The sequence below is a fragment of the Agromyces sp. GQ35 genome, assembly GCF_059758475.1.
Genome location: NZ_JCAXEO010000003.1, coordinates 449,610 through 463,475, shown reverse-complemented (window position 1 = coordinate 463,475; position 13,866 = coordinate 449,610). Strand labels below are relative to the sequence as shown.

The window sequence follows — 13,866 nt, the reverse complement described above, 5'->3', positions numbered from 1 at the left end:
TCTCAGACGAGCCGGTTCTCGATCAGGTACTCGGCGATCTTCGTGCCGCCATCGCCGTCATCGGTGACCTTGACGCCGGCCGCGCGCGGGGGCCGCTCGGCGACGGCGGTCATGATCGACATCGCGACCGAGAAATCGTGCGGCTCGATGCCGAGATCGGCCAGGCTCAGGGTCTCGAACGGCTTCTTCTTCGCTGCCATGATGCCCTTGAAGTTCGGGAAGCGAGCGGTCGGGAGCGCCTCGGTGATCGAGATGACGGCGGGCAGTGCGGCATGGACGCGCATCGTGCTGTCGTCGGTGTTCCGAATGCCGGATACCGAGTCGGCCGCGATCTCGACCGACGAGAGGGAGGTGGCGTTCGGCACGTCGAGCAGTTCGGCCAGCATCGCGGGGAGTACGCCGCCGCTGCCGTCGGTCGAGAGGTTGCCGGTGATGACGAGGTCGAACCCGGTTCGGCGGATCGCGGCCGCGAGCACGCGGGCCGTCAGGCCGAGGTCGGCGCCGGCGAGGGCGGGGTCGGCGACCTGCACGGCGGATGCCGCCCCCATCGCCAGACCCTTGCGGATCGTCGCAGCGGCGCTCTCGGGCGCCATCGAGAGGATCACGATCTCCGCATCGTCGCGCGAGTCGGCATGGGCGAGTGCCACTTCGAGGGCCCGCTCGCTGATCTCGTCGAGCACCGCTTCGCTGGCAGCACGATCGGCCAGTGCCGTCTCGAGGTCGAGTCTGCGCTCCCCGTACGTGTCGGGGACCTCCTTGACGAGGACGATGATCTTCATCGGACAGGGTCCTTTCCTCTGCCGGTGAGCCGCGGCGCACACCGATTTCCGTCGAGCTGGTCGCGAGGTTCAGGCGGCACCTGTTGGGACCGCACTCAGCACCACCGAACCGCACCACCTGCGACGTCGTGTCATGCGCTCACAGTTAGTGAGCACTAACTGGATTCGATGTTAGTTCCGACTAACTGTAATGGCAAGGCCCGACATGCTGCTCACGCACGCAGCGACAGCGCGTCCGTGAGGATCGCAATGCCGAACTCGAACGCCCGATCGACCTCACCACCGAGGCGGAATGCGCCCGAGAGCTCCATGCCGACGAACCCGTTCAGCCAGGCGGTCACCGTGCGCGCCGCGTCGAGCGCTCGATCCTCGCCCGCGAGCTCGGCCGCGACGCGGATCATCGTGGCGCTCGCCCGCGCGAGCGACTCGGTATCGAGGTCGACCTCGGTGCCCGGGGCGAACACGAGGCCGAACGCGACCGGACGCTCGTGCGCGAACGACCGCGCCGCTCGCGCGAGTGCCGACAGGGCTCGTCGCGGATCCGGCTCGGGCGCGGCGGCGACAGCGAGCCGCTCGCCGAGTTCGCGGATAGTGGCCTCGGCGACGAGCGAGACCAGCTCGCTCCGATCGCGCACCCGCTTGTAGAGCGAGGGAGCGCGCACGCCGACCCGATCCGCGACGGCCTGCATCGTGAGACCCGAGAGACCGCCGGATTCGAGCAGGGAGCGTGCGGCGTCGACGATCTCGGCGAGCGAGGTGCGGTCGGGTGCGGGCATCATGTCCTCCGGCTCGATCCTAAGCTATTGACCATAGCCATGATGGCTATGTATCATAGCCATCGATCGCGCCCCACCCGCAACCGCAAGGAACCAGTTGAAACTCGGCCCATCCCTCCACCGCATCGGCTCCGACATCGTGGCCGTCTACCTCATCGACGCGCCCGAGGGGGTGACCGTCATCGACGCGGGCCTCGCCGGCCACTGGCGAGAGCTCGTCACCGAGCTCCAGGCGATGGGTCGAACACTCGCCGACATCCGCGGCGTGGTGCTGACCCACGGCGACACCGACCACATCGGCTTCGCCGAGCGGCTGCACCGCGAGCACGGCGTACCCGTCTACGTGCACGAGGCCGACGCGGCGCGTGCCCGCGGCGAAGCGACCTCGAAGCCCGAATGGGGTCGGCTCAAGATCGGCCCGACCTCGCGATTCCTCTGGTATGCACTACGGAAGAACGGGCTGCGCACGACGGCGCTGACCGAAGTGGTCGCCGTGCACGACGGCGAGGTGCTCGACCTCCCGGGCGCACCGCGGGTGATCGGATTGCCCGGTCACTCCGCGGGCAGCATCGCGATCCACGTTCCGATCGCCGACGCCGTCTTCGTCGGCGATGCACTCACCACGCGGCACGTACTCACCGGCGCGAAAGGCCCGCAGCCGGCACCGTTCACCGACGACCCGGCCATGGCCCTGGTGTCGCTCCGCCGTCTCGAGGGCCTCGACGCCACCTGGGTGCTGCCCGGCCACGGCTCACCGTGGAACCGCGGGGTCGACGAAGCGGTGCGCGAGGTCAGCGCGGCGGCGGCGAGATCGGGCTCGTGAGCCGGCTCACATCCTGAAGAGGCCGAACGCCGGCTCGGGCAGCGGCGTGCGACTCGCGAGCTCGAGCGCCAGTGCGAGCACGGTGCGGGTGTCATCGGGGGCGATGATGCCGTCATCCCAGAGCCGCGCAGTGGAGTGGTACGGACTCCCCTGCTCGTCGTACTGGGTGCGGATCGGCGCCTTGAAGGCCTGCTCCGCGGCATCCGGCCAGCCTTCGCCCTTCACCGCGAGCTGATCGCGCTTGACGGTCGAGAGCACGGATGCCGCCTGCTCACCGCCCATCACCGAGATGCGCGCATTCGGCCACATCCAGAGGAACCGCGGGGAGTACGCCCGACCGCACATCGAGTAGTTGCCGGCACCGAACGATCCACCGATCACGACCGTGAACTTCGGAACCCGGGTCGTCGCGACCGCGGTGACCATCTTCGCCCCGTGCTTCGCGATGCCCCCGGCTTCGGCATCGCGGCCGACCATGAAGCCCGAGATGTTCTGCAGGAACAGCAGCGGGATGCCGCGCTGGTCGCAGAGCTCGATGAAGTGCGCTCCCTTCATCGCGGACTCGCTGAACAGGACGCCGTTGTTGGCGATGATCCCGACTGGGTGGCCGTCGATGTGCGCGAAGCCCGTCACGAGCGTGTCGCCGTACTCGCGTTTGAACTCGCTGAACTCGCTCGCGTCGACGAGTCGAGCGATGACCTCGCGCACATCGTAGGGCTGCTGCACGTCGACGGGCACGACCGAGGTGAGGCCCGCCGGGTCGACGGCAGGGGGCCGCGGCTCGCGCACCGGCCAGGCTCGCGGCGCCAGAGCGGGAAGGGTCGCCACCATGTCGCGCACGAGCTCGAGGGCGTGCTCGTCGTCGTCGGCGAGGTGGTCGGTGACGCCCGAGACCCGCGAGTGCAGCTCTCCGCCGCCGAGCTCTTCGGGAGTCACGACCTCGCCGATCGCCGCCTTCACGAGCGGCGGCCCGCCGAGGAAGATGGTGCCCTGTTCACGCACGATGACCGTCTCGTCGCTCATCGCCGGCACGTAGGCGCCGCCGGCCGTGCACGAGCCGAGCACCGCAGCGAGCTGCGGGATGCGCATCGAGGAGAGCTGGGCCTGGTTGAAGAAGATGCGACCGAAGTGCTCTCGGTCGGGGAACACCTCGTCTTGCAGAGGCAGGAACGCACCGCCGGAATCGACGAGGTAGATGCACGGGAGCCGGTGCTCCTTCGCGACCTCCTGCGCGCGCAGGTGCTTCTTGACGGTCATCGGGTAGTACGTGCCGCCCTTGACGGTGGCGTCGTTGCAGACGACGAGCACGGGTCGCCCGTGCACGAGGCCGACGCCGGTGATGATGCCGGCACCCGGCGAATCCCCGCCGTACAGGCCATCCGCCGCGAGCGGTGACAGCTCGAGGAACGGGCTGCCGTCGTCGAGCAGCCGGGCGACCCGGTCGCGCGGGAGCAGCTTGCCGCGGGCGACATGGCGATCACGGGACGCCACCGGGCCGCCGGCCGCCGCTGCGGCCACCTTCTCGCGGAGTTCGCGCACGAGTGCCGCGTGCGCCGCGGCGTTCGCGCGCGCCGTTTCACCGACGGGATCGATGCCGCTGTGGAGAGTGCCCATTCGCTTCGCCTTCGAGCTCGGCGCGGCCCCTTGTGCGGGTGCGCGATTTCGGTTAGTGTACACTAACTCGATTCCCGATGTTAGCGAGCATTAACCGAGATGGCAACCACTTCCGCCGCAGCCGAGCAGAACGGCAGCGAGCTCCGCACCGGTGCGGTCCTCGCCGACGAGCTGATGCGCCCGCGCGCGACGAGCACGACCGAACGCAGCCGGCAGAAGGCCGACCGTCGACAGGCGATCCTCACCGCCGCCGCGACGCTCTTCGCCGAACGCGGCTACGCGGGCGTCACGATCGAAGACCTCGGCGCCGCGGTCGGCGTGAGCGGACCCGCGGTCTACCGGCACTTCCCCGGCAAGGCCGCCGTGCTCGCCGCGATCCTCCAGGGCGCGAGCCGCACCCTGCTCGACGGCGCCGAGCGCGTGCTCACCGAGGCGAACGATGCGACGGCGGCGCTCCGCGAACTCATCGCCTTCCATGTCGATTTCGCGCTCGGCGACGCCGACGTGATCCTCGTGCAAGACCGGGAACTCGAACAACTCGACGTCGGCGCCCGGCACGAAGTGCGACTCCTTCAGCGCAGATACGTCGAGCACTGGGTCGACACCCTCTCCAGACTCCGGCCCGATCGGGCCGAGGCGGAGCTCAGGTTCCGGGCACACGCCGCCTTCGGCCTCCTGAACTCCACTCCGCACAGCGCCCGCATCCCCGGGCGCAGACCAGCCGACGGCGCCGTCCGCGGCATCCTGGAGGAAATGGCATGGGCGAGCCTCATGTCGTGACCCTGCGCGCGACCCGCGCGGGCGATCTCGACGCACTGTTCGACGTCCGGCACGACCCGGTCGCGATGCACATGGCCGGTTTCACTGCAGACGACGCCAACGATCGCACCACCTTCGACGAACGCTGGGCGCGTCTCATCAGCGACCCCGATGCCAGAGTGCGCACGGTGCGCGCCGACGGGCAGATCGTCGGCGATCTCGTCGTCCGGCACGACGGCGAGGGGTGGCTCGTCGAGGCCTGGATCGGCCGGTCGCAATGGGACCGCGGCATCGCCACGCGGGCGCTTCGCCTGTTGCTCGACGACGTCGTCGAACGCCCGGTGCACGCCAAGATCGCCGCCGACAACGCCCGCGCGACTGCGGTGCTCGACCGTCTGGGCTTCCGGCGAGTCGGGCTCGACATCGCGTACGCGAGCGGTCGCGGCGCCGAGATCGAAGAGCTGCTGTACCTCCTTGCGTGACGCTGGTCGTCGACGGTGGGCTCGGCCGGTTCGAACGCGCCGCGTTGAGCGATGACCCTCAGGCGCCGGGGCCCGCGCCCTGCTCGGTGGCGATGCCGCCGATGCGTTGGGCGAGCGCGAGGTCGCGTGACGTGACTCCGCCGACGTCGTGCGAGCTCAGCTCGAACACGACTTTCCCCCAGCCCAGACGCACGTCGGGATGGTGGTTCATTTCGTCGGCGACGAGTGCCACGGCGTCGAGCAGCCGCACGGCGCTCGCGAAGTCAGCCGTCGAATAGGTCACGACGAGGTGGTCGTCGACGTGCACGAAGCGCGAGCCGGAGAGTTCGTCGGCGGTCTCGGCCGGCGAGAGGATGTCGCGTGCATTCATACGACCATCCTCTCGCCGTCTCGGCGATCGTGCTACGGCGGGTTCACAGCATGGTCAGTGCGCGGGCGGGGTCGCGGAGGATCGTGCCGATATCGGCGAGGAACCGCGACCCCTGCGCGCCGTCGACGAGCCGGTGATCGAACGAAAGGCTCAACGTCATCACCTCGCGCAGCGCGATCTCGCCCTGGTGCTCCCACGGCTGCCTGCGCACCGCGCCCAGCGCCAGGATCGCCGCCTCGCCCGGATTCAGGATGGGCGTGCCCGCGTCGATGCCGAAGACCCCGATGTTCGTGATCGAGATCGTGCCGCCCGTGAGCTCGGCGGGACTCGTGCGGCCGGCCCGGGCGGTTTCGGCGAGCGCGGTGATCGCGTCGGCCAGCTGGGCGAGGGTCATGCGCTCGGCCCCCTTGACGTTCGGCACCACGAGTCCGCGATCGGTTGCCGCCGCGATGCCGAGGTTGACGCTGCCGAATCGCACGATCTCCTGCGCCTCCTCGTCCCAGCGCGAGTTCACCTCTGGAGTACGGCGTGCAGCGAGGCACACGGCCTTCGCGGCCACGGTGAGCGGCGTCACCTTTCGTCCGGCGAACTCGCGGTCGTCGCGAAGGCTCCGAAGCAGTGCCATGGTGCCTGTCACATCGACCGTCAGGAACTCGGTGACATGCGGAGCGGTGAAGGCGCTGCGCACCATCGCCGCCGCCGTGTGCTTGCGCACGCCCTTGATGGGGACCCGAGTCTCGGTCGCTGCGCCTCCGACGGTCGGCGAGAGCGACGAGAGGTCATCGGGCACCGGCATCGAGACTCCGGATGCCGCGCGCTCGACGTCGACCCTCGTGATCAGCCCGCGCTCCCCCGTGCCGCTGATCGTCTCGAGGTCGAGGCCGAGATCGCGGGCGAGCTTGCGCACCGGCGGCGTCGAACGCGGTCGCTCGGATCGGGCGGCCACGCCGCTCGTGGGAACCGACGGTGCCGGCTCGACGCCGTGGCTCGACACCTCAGGCGCCTCCGGTACCGAGGGCACCAGGTCTTCGGCGAGCGCTGAACGACGCGCACGGCGCTTCGGGCCGGTCTCGGCCGCAGCCCCGTAGCCGACGAGGTTCGGTCCCGGTGCGGCATCCGGCGAGGAACTCGACTCGCTCGCGGGCGAGGGGGCGGCCATGCTCGGCGCCTCATCGACGCTGGAGGCCGCCGCGCCTTCCGTCCCGGTAGCCGGTTCCCCCGTGTCGCAGGAGAACAGGGGCGCACCGACCTCGACCGTCTCGCCCTCGGCCGCGTGCAGCGCCGTCACGACACCGGCGAACGGCGACGGCAGTTCGACCACGGCCTTGGCGGTCTCGACGTCGGCGATGATCTGGTTCAGCTCCACCCGGTCGCCGACCTCCACTCGCCACGCCACGACCTCGGATTCGGTGAGCCCCTCACCGAGATCGGGCAACGCGAAGTCGCGGATCATCGCGGTCACGCCTCCACTCCACTCATCGAGTTCGGCCTGCCGAGCACGCGGTCGACGCCGTCGAGGATGCGATCGAGGTCGGGAAGGTGGTGACGCTCGAGCTTCGCCGGCGGATAGGGGATGTCATGCCCCGTCACCCGCACGGGTGCCGCCTCGAGAAACTCGAAGCACCGCTCGGTGATCGAGGCGGCGAGCTCGGCGCCCACCCCGCCCTGTTGCCCGGCCTCGTGGGTCACCACGAGTCGTCCGGTGCGCCGCACCGACGCCTCGATCGTCGCATAGTCGACCGGCGCGAGCGACCGAAGGTCGATGACCTCGATCGACACCCCGTCCTCGGCGGCGGCGATGGCCGCATCGCGAGCCGTCTGCACGAGGGCGCCGTACGTCACGAGGGTGACATCGGTGCCGTTCGAGATCGTCGTCGCGACACCCATCGGGCGGGCATCTGCGAGGTTCGCCATCTCGTCGACCTCGCCCTTCACGTGGTAGCGGCGCTTCGGCTCGAAGAAGAGCACCGGGTCATCGCTCGCGATCGCCTGCCGGATCATCACGTACGCGTCGGCGGGGTTCGAGCAGGCGATGACGCGGAGCCCGGCCGTGTGGGCGAAGTAGGCTTCGGGCGATTCCGAGTGATGCTCGGCCGCACCGATACCGCCGCCGAACGGCACGCGGATCGTGATCGGCATGCGCACGTTGCCGCGCGATCGGTAGTGCAGTTTCGCGACCTGCGCCACGATCTGGTCGAAGCCCGGGTAGATGAAGCCGTCGAACTGGATCTCGACGACCGGCCGGAACCCCCGGTACGCGAGTCCGACCGCGGTGCCGACGATGCCGGCTTCCGAGAGCGGCGTGTCGACCACCCGCTTCGCGCCGAACTCGGCTTTCAGTCCGTCGGTGACGCGGAACACACCGCCGAGCGTGCCGATGTCCTCCCCCATCAAGACGACCTTCTCGTCATCGGCGAGGGCGCGCCGCAGCCCCGCGTTCAGGGCCTTCGCGAGTGTGAGCGTGGTCATCGTGCGTCTCCTTCGGCGCTCGCGGATGCCGCGGCATCCTCACTGCCCTCCGTCGACGCAGCGTCGAACATCGCGAGGTAGCGCGTGTAGTGCTCGCGCTGCCGCTCGAGGTGGCTGTTGGGTTCGGTGTAGACGTGATCGAAGACGCTGAGCGGCGCCGGATCGGCGATCGTCGTGATGGCGGCCCGAAGGTCGGCTGCGGCGCGATCGGCCTCGGCGGCGACGTCGCGCTGGAGACCGATGATGTCGACCCCGGATGCCTCGAGCAGCGCGAGCACGCGCGCGAGCGGATCGCGGCCTCCCCACTCGACCAGCTCCTCGTCGGTGCGGTAGCGCTTGGGGTCGTCGGCCGTCGTGTGCGGCCCCATGCGGTAGGTGACCGCCTCGATGAACGTCGGACCCGCGCCGCGCCGTGCACGATCGAGGGCGATGCGCGTCGCCGCGAGCACCGCGAGCACGTCATTGCCGTCGACACGCACCCCCGGCATGCCGAAACCGTCGGCTCGGCGTGCGAGGTGCTGCTTGGACTGCAGGCCGACCGGCTCGGAGATCGCCCACTGGTTGTTCTGGCAGAAGAACACGACGGGGGCATCGAAGCTCGCGGCGAACACGAGGGCCTCGTTCACATCGCCCTCGCTCGTGGCGCCGTCGCCGAAGTACGCGATCGCGGCAGTGTCGGTGCCGTCCCACGCTGCACCCATGGCATAGCCGGTGGCGTGCAGTGCTTGCGCGCCGATGATGATCTGGGGCACGGCCATGCCGTGCTCGAACGGGTTCCAACCCGATGCGGTGCTGCCGCGCCACACCGAGAGCAGTTCGGCCGGCTCGACGCCGCGACACCATGCGAGCGCGTGCTCGCGGTAGCTCGAGAAGATGAAGTCGTCATCGCGGAGCGCGCGCCCCGACCCGATCTGCGCCGCCTCCTGACCGGCGAGCGGTGGCCAGAGCCCCAGTTCGCCCTGCCGCTGCAGTGCGGTGGCCTCGGTGTCGATGCGCCGCACGATGGCCATGTCGCGGTAGAGGCGGCCGAGCGCAGCCAGGTCGACGTCGGTGATCCAGGGGTCGAACTCCGCATTCGAACGGCGCTCGCCGGTGGGAGTGACGAGCTGCACGAAGTCGTCGGGCCGTGTGACCTCGCTCTGCGTGAGGAGCCCGGTGGCGTCTCGGTCGGATGGGGTCATCGTCGATCCTCGCTGTCGGCGGGCTGGCTTCGTGGGCTGCCCGCGCCCGGCGGCTCTGCCGGATACCCAGAGCGTACGTCGATATGGCACACAGCTCAACCATCTGCGCACCCGTTGAGCATGTTGCAAAGGAGGCGTCGCACTCGGGGTGCTATCGTGTGGCGTTATGCCCGGTTATGATGACGTCGACAAAGCGCTCCTCACGGCACTCGCCCCCGATCCACGAGCGACGGTCGTCGCACTGGCCGACCGGCTCGGGCTCTCGCGCAACACGGTGCAGGCGCGAATGGCGCGCCTCGAGGCATCCGGTGCCTTCCTCTCGTTCGAACGCAGCATGGACCCGACGCCGCTCGGCTACCCGCTCGAGGCGTTCATCGCGGTGCACGTGCGGCAGAAGCTGCTCGGGGCAGTGGTCGACGAGATCGGGCGCATCCCCGAGGTGATCCAGGCGCACGGACTGTCGGGATCGATCGACCTGCTCGTGCGCGTCGTCTGCCGTGATGCGCACGACCTCTTCCGCATCGACGGAGAGATTCTCGCGGTCGACGGCGTCGAACGCACCGAGACCTCGCTCGCGATGGGCGAGCTGATCCCGTACCGATTGAAGCCGCTCCTCGACCGCTGACCGCCGTCCGGCGTTCGCCGAGCGCCGCGCGCCGCCGTCTCCTCGCAGGCCGACTCCGACGAGTTGCAAACAAACCCTTGCAAAGCTTTCTTTGCAACGGTATCTTTGCATCATGTCCACGAACGCCGAAGACCTCGAGTCCCAGCCGAGCAGCACCCGCCATCCCGGCATCGATCACGTGCTCACGAGCGACAGCCTGAAGAGCCTCGCCCACCCGCTTCGCGTGCGCATCTACGACGAGCTCTCCTCCTACGGGCCGATGACCGCGAGCGGCCTGGCCGAGCGGCTCGGCGAGTCCAGCGGCTCGACGAGCTACCACCTGCGCCAGCTCGAACGAGCAGGCCTCGTGCGCGAAGACGAATCGCGCGGCAAGGGCCGCGAGCGCTGGTGGGAGCGACGACCTGGGTCGATCGCCGTACCGGACGCCCGCAATCTGCCACCGGGGAGCGCCGAGCGACTCGCCGTGAAGTTCCTCGAAGAGGAGTGGTACCGCACGCGCGAGCAGAACTTCCGCGAATACGTCGCCGACGGCGACGACGTCTTCGGACCCGAGTGGCTCGATGTCGCGACGAGCGACACGATCAACCTCCGCCTCACGCCGGAGCAGCTGCACACGCTCGTCACCGACATCGACGTCGTGCTCAAGAAGTACCTCGACGCCTACAAGAAGTCGCCGACGCCGGGATCCCGCCCGGTGCAGATCCACATCAACGCCTTCCCGCTCGTGCGCGGAGAGCCGACAGCGGACGCAGACATGAGATGAGATGAGATGACCATGAACACCGCGCTCCTCCCCCGCCGCCCCGGAATTCTCGCCGGCCTGGCGGTCCGCGGCGGCCTCACGCTGGCGAGCTGGGGCCTCGAGCGGGCGGCCGCCCGCATCGACCGCGATCGCCTCGCGCGCCGGCTCGCGGCGCGGGCCGCCGCCGAGACTGCCCTGGCCGAGCGCGACGCGGTCTACCGGTCGTCGGCCTATTTCGGCCTGATGTAGGCAGCGCGTCGCTTCGGCGATGAAACGACGGATGCCCCGCCCGAACGAATCGGGCGGGGCATCCGTGTCTCGCGGTTGCGAACTACGCGTCGGCGCCCTCTGCGGGCTCTTCGGCGTGCGTGCCGGAGGTCTCGCGACCCTCGGTGTCGGCGTCTTCGGCCAGCACCGGGGCGAGCGAGAGCTTTCCGCGGTCGTCGATCTTCGTGATCTCGACGAGGATCTTCTGGCCGACGCCGAGCACGTCTTCGACGTTCTCGACGCGCTTGCCGCCGGCGAGCTTGCGCACCTCGCTGATGTGCAGCAGGCCGTCTTTACCCGGGAGCAGCGAGACGAAGGCGCCGAAGGCGGCGATCTTCACGACGGTGCCGAGGAACTGCTCGCCGACCTCGGGGTTGGTCGGGTTGGCGATCGCGTTGACCTGGGCGCGGGCGGCCTCGGCCGAGGGGCCGTCGGTCGCGCCGATGTAGACGGTGCCGTCCTCCTCGATGGAGATGTCGGCGCCGGTCTCATCTTGAATGGCGTTGATCGTCTTGCCCTTCGGGCCGATCAGCTCGCCGATCTTGTCGACGGGGATCTGCACCGAGATCACGCGGGGCGCGGTCGGGGCCATCTCGTCGGGCGCGTCGATCGCGGCGTTCAGCACGGCGAGGATCGTCGTGCGGGCGTCCTTCGCCTGCGTCAGCGCGCCGGCGAGCACCGAGGCGGGGATGCCGTCGAGCTTCGTGTCGAGCTGGATCGCCGTGACGAACTCCGACGTGCCGGCGACCTTGAAGTCCATGTCGCCGAGCGCGTCTTCTGCACCGAGGATGTCGGTGAGCGCCGCGTAGCGGGTCTCACCGTTCACGGTGTCGGAGATGAGACCCATCGCGATGCCGGCGACCGGAGCCTTCAGCGGCACACCGGCGTTCAGCAGCGCGAGCGTCGAAGCGCAGACCGAGCCCATCGACGTCGAGCCATTGGAGCCGAGCGCCTCGGACACCTGGCGAATGGCGTAGGGGAACTCCTCGCGCGTGGGCAGCACCGGCACGAGTGCGCGCTCGGCGAGTGCGCCGTGCCCGATCTCGCGACGCTTCGGCGACCCGACGCGACCGGTCTCACCGGTCGAGTAGGGCGGGAAGTTGTAGTTGTGCATGTAGCGCTTCTTGGTGACCGGGCTCAGCGAGTCGATCGACTGCTCGAGCTTCAGCATGTTCAGCGTGGTGATGCCCATGATCTGGGTCTCGCCGCGCTGGAAGATGGCCGAGCCGTGCACGCGGGGCACGACCTGCACCTCTGCGTCGAGCGGGCGGATGTCGGCGAGCCCGCGGCCGTCGATGCGCACACCCTCTTCGAGCACGCGCGAACGAACGACGTGCTTCGTGACCGACTTGTACGCAGCGGAGACCTCGGCGTTGGCGGACTCGGGCAGCTCGCCCGCTTCGACCTTGGCCGCGACGTGCTCCTTGACGCGCGCCTTGAGGGCGTCGTCGGCGTCTTGACGCTCGACCTTGCCGGCGACCTGGTAGATGCCCTTGAGCTCCTCGAGCGCGAACGCCTCGACGACGCTCTTCGTCTCGGCCTGGTAGGGCGGGAACGTCGGGTAGTCGGCCGTGGGCTTGGCTGCGGTCTTCGCGACCGACTGCTGCGCCTCGACGAGCTGCTTGATGAAGGGCTTCGATGCCTCGATGCCCTGCGCGATGACGGCCTCGTCGGGCTTGACCCCGCCGGCCTGGATGAGGTTCCACGCGTTGTCGGTGGCCTCGGCCTCGATCATCATGATCGCGACATCCTGCGAGCCGTCGGCCTCGGTGACCACGCGACCGGCGACGACCATGCTGAACACGGCGTCTTCGATCTGCGAGTACTTCGGGAACGCGACCCACTGGCCGTCGATGAGCGCGACGCGCACGCCGCCGACGGGACCCGAGAAGGGCAGGCCGGAGAGCTGCGTCGAGAGCGATGCCGCGTTGATCGCGAGCACGTCGTAGTACTCGTCGGGCTCGATGGCGAGCACGGTGACGACGACCTGCACCTCATTGCGAAGGCCCTCGACGAACGAGGGACGCAGGGGGCGGTCGATCAGACGGCAGGTGAGGATCGCCTCAGTCGAGGGGCGGCCCTCACGACGGAAGAACGAGCCCGGGATGCGGCCGGCGGCGTACATGCGCTCTTCGACGTCGATCGTGAGCGGGAAGAAGTCGAAGTGCTCCTTCGGCTGCTTGGAGACCGAGGTCGCCGAGAGCAGCATGGTCTCTTCGTCGATGTAGGCGACGGCGGAGCCCTGCGCCTGCTGTGCGAGACGTCCCGTCTCGAAGCGGATGGTGCGGGTGCCGAACTTGCCATTGTCGATGACGGCTTCGGCGAACGTGATTTCAGGACCTTCCAAGAGGTCGTCTCCTTTGTTTACCGTCGCACCCCGTGTGGGCGCGACTCTACAGAGGAGCAGGAACAGGCAATACGAATTGCATCGGGCGATGCATTCACGCTGGCCACCAGTAGAAGTCCACCGCTCGAATCTCGATACACGACTTCGTCGCACTCGATCAACGATCGGTAATCCACCACAGGGGACCAGCTTCCTGCCGGCCTGCTCCAAATGCTCGAATGAGCACAGTGCTCGATCTTGAGTTGTGCGTCTGCGGCCCTGCGGCTTCGCGCCGCTTCACGGCACTGCAGACGACGGCAACCCATCGGGCAACCGCTCCCATGCTAGCAGAGCACGGCATTTCGCCCGGTGAACAGCGGATGTCGCGCCTCGAAATGCCCGCCGCGCCATGCCGCGCGGTGCGCGGCACCCCGGCATCCGTGCCAGACTCGAACGCATGAGTTCCGACGAGCAGAGCACACCGGGCCCGTCCGACGAGACGAAGCGCAAGTTCCGCGAGGCCCTCGACCGCAAGAACAAGGCCTCGAAGCAGCGCGAGGGCGAGTCGCATCTCGACGCCGCCGGCGGCGCCCAGCACACGCAGGGCCCGGCCGACCACAAGCGCGAGTTCCGCCGCAAGAGCGGCTGATCCG

The 13,866-nt window shown here is 69.1% G+C and carries 15 protein-coding genes; 7 read left to right on the top strand and 8 right to left on the bottom strand.

Annotation, left to right across the window (positions count from 1 at the left end; all coding sequences use genetic code 11):
- Positions 1 to 2 precede the first annotated feature (2 nt).
- Both AC6CH0_RS17280 and AC6CH0_RS17275 read right to left on the bottom strand, forming a co-directional pair.
- Entirely contained in the window at positions 3 to 779 is a 777-nt protein-coding gene (locus tag AC6CH0_RS17280; protein WP_498103120.1) for an electron transfer flavoprotein subunit beta/FixA family protein, read from the bottom strand.
- A gap of 212 nt (positions 780 to 991) precedes the next feature.
- Positions 992 to 1,558 (bottom strand): TetR/AcrR family transcriptional regulator, encoded by a 567-nt coding sequence (locus tag AC6CH0_RS17275; protein WP_498103118.1) that lies wholly within the window; start codon positions 1,556 to 1,558, stop codon positions 992 to 994.
- A gap of 94 nt (positions 1,559 to 1,652) precedes the next feature.
- On the opposite strand from AC6CH0_RS17275, the gene AC6CH0_RS17270 reads away from it, so the two are divergent.
- On the top strand, positions 1,653 to 2,378 hold the full coding sequence (locus AC6CH0_RS17270; protein ID WP_498103116.1) for an MBL fold metallo-hydrolase: 726 nt from the start codon (positions 1,653 to 1,655) through the stop codon (positions 2,376 to 2,378).
- 6 nt (positions 2,379 to 2,384) lie between these two features.
- On the opposite strand, the gene AC6CH0_RS17265 is transcribed toward AC6CH0_RS17270, so the two are convergent.
- Positions 2,385 to 3,992, bottom strand: coding sequence for a carboxyl transferase domain-containing protein (locus AC6CH0_RS17265; protein ID WP_498103114.1), 1,608 nt, complete (start codon positions 3,990 to 3,992; stop codon positions 2,385 to 2,387).
- Between the two features lie 174 nt (positions 3,993 to 4,166).
- Here AC6CH0_RS17265 and AC6CH0_RS17260 point away from each other — a divergent pair, with 174 nt between their 5' ends.
- A complete protein-coding gene (locus tag AC6CH0_RS17260; RefSeq protein ID WP_498103312.1) occupies positions 4,167 to 4,772 on the top strand; it encodes a TetR/AcrR family transcriptional regulator in 606 nt (201 codons plus the stop codon).
- Complete coding sequence (locus tag AC6CH0_RS17255; protein WP_498103112.1) at positions 4,751 to 5,233, top strand: GNAT family N-acetyltransferase; 483 nt, start codon at positions 4,751 to 4,753, stop codon at positions 5,231 to 5,233. The genes AC6CH0_RS17260 and AC6CH0_RS17255 overlap by 22 nt, the downstream gene beginning before the upstream one ends.
- Positions 5,234 to 5,291: 58 nt before the next feature.
- Here the strand turns inward: AC6CH0_RS17255 and AC6CH0_RS17250 are convergent, their stop codons facing one another.
- From AC6CH0_RS17250 to pdhA, 4 genes are read right to left on the bottom strand one after another with little or no spacing between them, the layout of a single operon-like run.
- A complete protein-coding gene (locus tag AC6CH0_RS17250; protein WP_498103110.1) occupies positions 5,292 to 5,603 on the bottom strand; it encodes a 4a-hydroxytetrahydrobiopterin dehydratase in 312 nt (103 codons plus the stop codon).
- 43 nt (positions 5,604 to 5,646) lie between these two features.
- Entirely contained in the window at positions 5,647 to 7,056 is a 1,410-nt protein-coding gene (locus AC6CH0_RS17245) for a dihydrolipoamide acetyltransferase family protein (RefSeq protein WP_498103310.1), read from the bottom strand.
- A gap of 5 nt (positions 7,057 to 7,061) precedes the next feature.
- Positions 7,062 to 8,072 carry an alpha-ketoacid dehydrogenase subunit beta gene (locus tag AC6CH0_RS17240; RefSeq protein WP_498103108.1) on the bottom strand — a complete coding sequence of 337 codons (1,011 nt, stop codon included), beginning with the start codon at positions 8,070 to 8,072 and terminating at the stop codon, positions 7,062 to 7,064.
- Positions 8,069 to 9,253 carry a pyruvate dehydrogenase (acetyl-transferring) E1 component subunit alpha gene (pdhA, locus tag AC6CH0_RS17235; protein WP_498103106.1) on the bottom strand — a complete coding sequence of 395 codons (1,185 nt, stop codon included), beginning with the start codon at positions 9,251 to 9,253 and terminating at the stop codon, positions 8,069 to 8,071. Before pdhA ends, AC6CH0_RS17240 begins: the two co-directional genes overlap by 4 nt.
- 166 nt (positions 9,254 to 9,419) lie before the next feature.
- Here pdhA and AC6CH0_RS17230 point away from each other — a divergent pair, with 166 nt between their 5' ends.
- From AC6CH0_RS17230 to AC6CH0_RS17220, 3 genes are all read left to right on the top strand, one after another.
- Positions 9,420 to 9,878: an Lrp/AsnC family transcriptional regulator gene (locus AC6CH0_RS17230; protein ID WP_498103104.1), complete on the top strand. Its 459-nt coding sequence runs from the start codon at positions 9,420 to 9,422 to the stop codon at positions 9,876 to 9,878.
- Between the two features lie 112 nt (positions 9,879 to 9,990).
- The gene (locus AC6CH0_RS17225; RefSeq protein ID WP_498103102.1) at positions 9,991 to 10,641 is read left to right on the top strand and encodes an ArsR/SmtB family transcription factor; all 651 of its coding nucleotides are present in this window, start codon (positions 9,991 to 9,993) and stop codon (positions 10,639 to 10,641) included.
- Between the two features lie 6 nt (positions 10,642 to 10,647).
- On the top strand, positions 10,648 to 10,869 hold the full coding sequence (locus AC6CH0_RS17220) for a hypothetical protein (RefSeq protein ID WP_498103100.1): 222 nt from the start codon (positions 10,648 to 10,650) through the stop codon (positions 10,867 to 10,869).
- A gap of 82 nt (positions 10,870 to 10,951) precedes the next feature.
- On the opposite strand, the gene AC6CH0_RS17215 is transcribed toward AC6CH0_RS17220, so the two are convergent.
- Complete coding sequence (locus AC6CH0_RS17215; protein ID WP_498103098.1) at positions 10,952 to 13,234, bottom strand: polyribonucleotide nucleotidyltransferase; 2,283 nt, start codon at positions 13,232 to 13,234, stop codon at positions 10,952 to 10,954.
- Positions 13,235 to 13,670: 436 nt separating this feature from the next.
- On the opposite strand from AC6CH0_RS17215, the gene AC6CH0_RS17210 reads away from it, so the two are divergent.
- Positions 13,671 to 13,862: a DUF5302 domain-containing protein gene (locus tag AC6CH0_RS17210; RefSeq protein WP_498103096.1), complete on the top strand. Its 192-nt coding sequence runs from the start codon at positions 13,671 to 13,673 to the stop codon at positions 13,860 to 13,862.
- Positions 13,863 to 13,866: the final 4 nt, after the last annotated feature.

Excerpts from the sequence above, each read along its gene's own strand:
- AC6CH0_RS17280 (WP_498103120.1), bottom strand. The coding sequence starts at position 779 with ATGAAGATCATCGTCCTCGTCAAGGAGGTCCCCGACACGTACGGGGAG.
- AC6CH0_RS17275 (WP_498103118.1), bottom strand. The coding sequence starts at position 1,558 with ATGATGCCCGCACCCGACCGCACCTCGCTCGCCGAGATCGTCGACGCC.
- AC6CH0_RS17265 (WP_498103114.1), bottom strand. The coding sequence starts at position 3,992 with ATGGGCACTCTCCACAGCGGCATCGATCCCGTCGGTGAAACGGCGCGC.
- AC6CH0_RS17260 (WP_498103312.1), top strand. The coding sequence starts at position 4,167 with ATGCGCCCGCGCGCGACGAGCACGACCGAACGCAGCCGGCAGAAGGCC.
- AC6CH0_RS17255 (WP_498103112.1), top strand. The coding sequence starts at position 4,751 with ATGGGCGAGCCTCATGTCGTGACCCTGCGCGCGACCCGCGCGGGCGAT.
- AC6CH0_RS17250 (WP_498103110.1), bottom strand. The coding sequence starts at position 5,603 with ATGAATGCACGCGACATCCTCTCGCCGGCCGAGACCGCCGACGAACTC.
- AC6CH0_RS17245 (WP_498103310.1), bottom strand. The coding sequence starts at position 7,056 with ATGATCCGCGACTTCGCGTTGCCCGATCTCGGTGAGGGGCTCACCGAA.
- AC6CH0_RS17240 (WP_498103108.1), bottom strand. The coding sequence starts at position 8,072 with ATGACCACGCTCACACTCGCGAAGGCCCTGAACGCGGGGCTGCGGCGC.
- pdhA (WP_498103106.1), bottom strand. The coding sequence starts at position 9,253 with ATGACCCCATCCGACCGAGACGCCACCGGGCTCCTCACGCAGAGCGAG.
- AC6CH0_RS17230 (WP_498103104.1), top strand. The coding sequence starts at position 9,420 with ATGCCCGGTTATGATGACGTCGACAAAGCGCTCCTCACGGCACTCGCC.
- AC6CH0_RS17225 (WP_498103102.1), top strand. The coding sequence starts at position 9,991 with ATGTCCACGAACGCCGAAGACCTCGAGTCCCAGCCGAGCAGCACCCGC.
- AC6CH0_RS17220 (WP_498103100.1), top strand. The coding sequence starts at position 10,648 with ATGACCATGAACACCGCGCTCCTCCCCCGCCGCCCCGGAATTCTCGCC.
- AC6CH0_RS17210 (WP_498103096.1), top strand. The coding sequence starts at position 13,671 with ATGAGTTCCGACGAGCAGAGCACACCGGGCCCGTCCGACGAGACGAAG.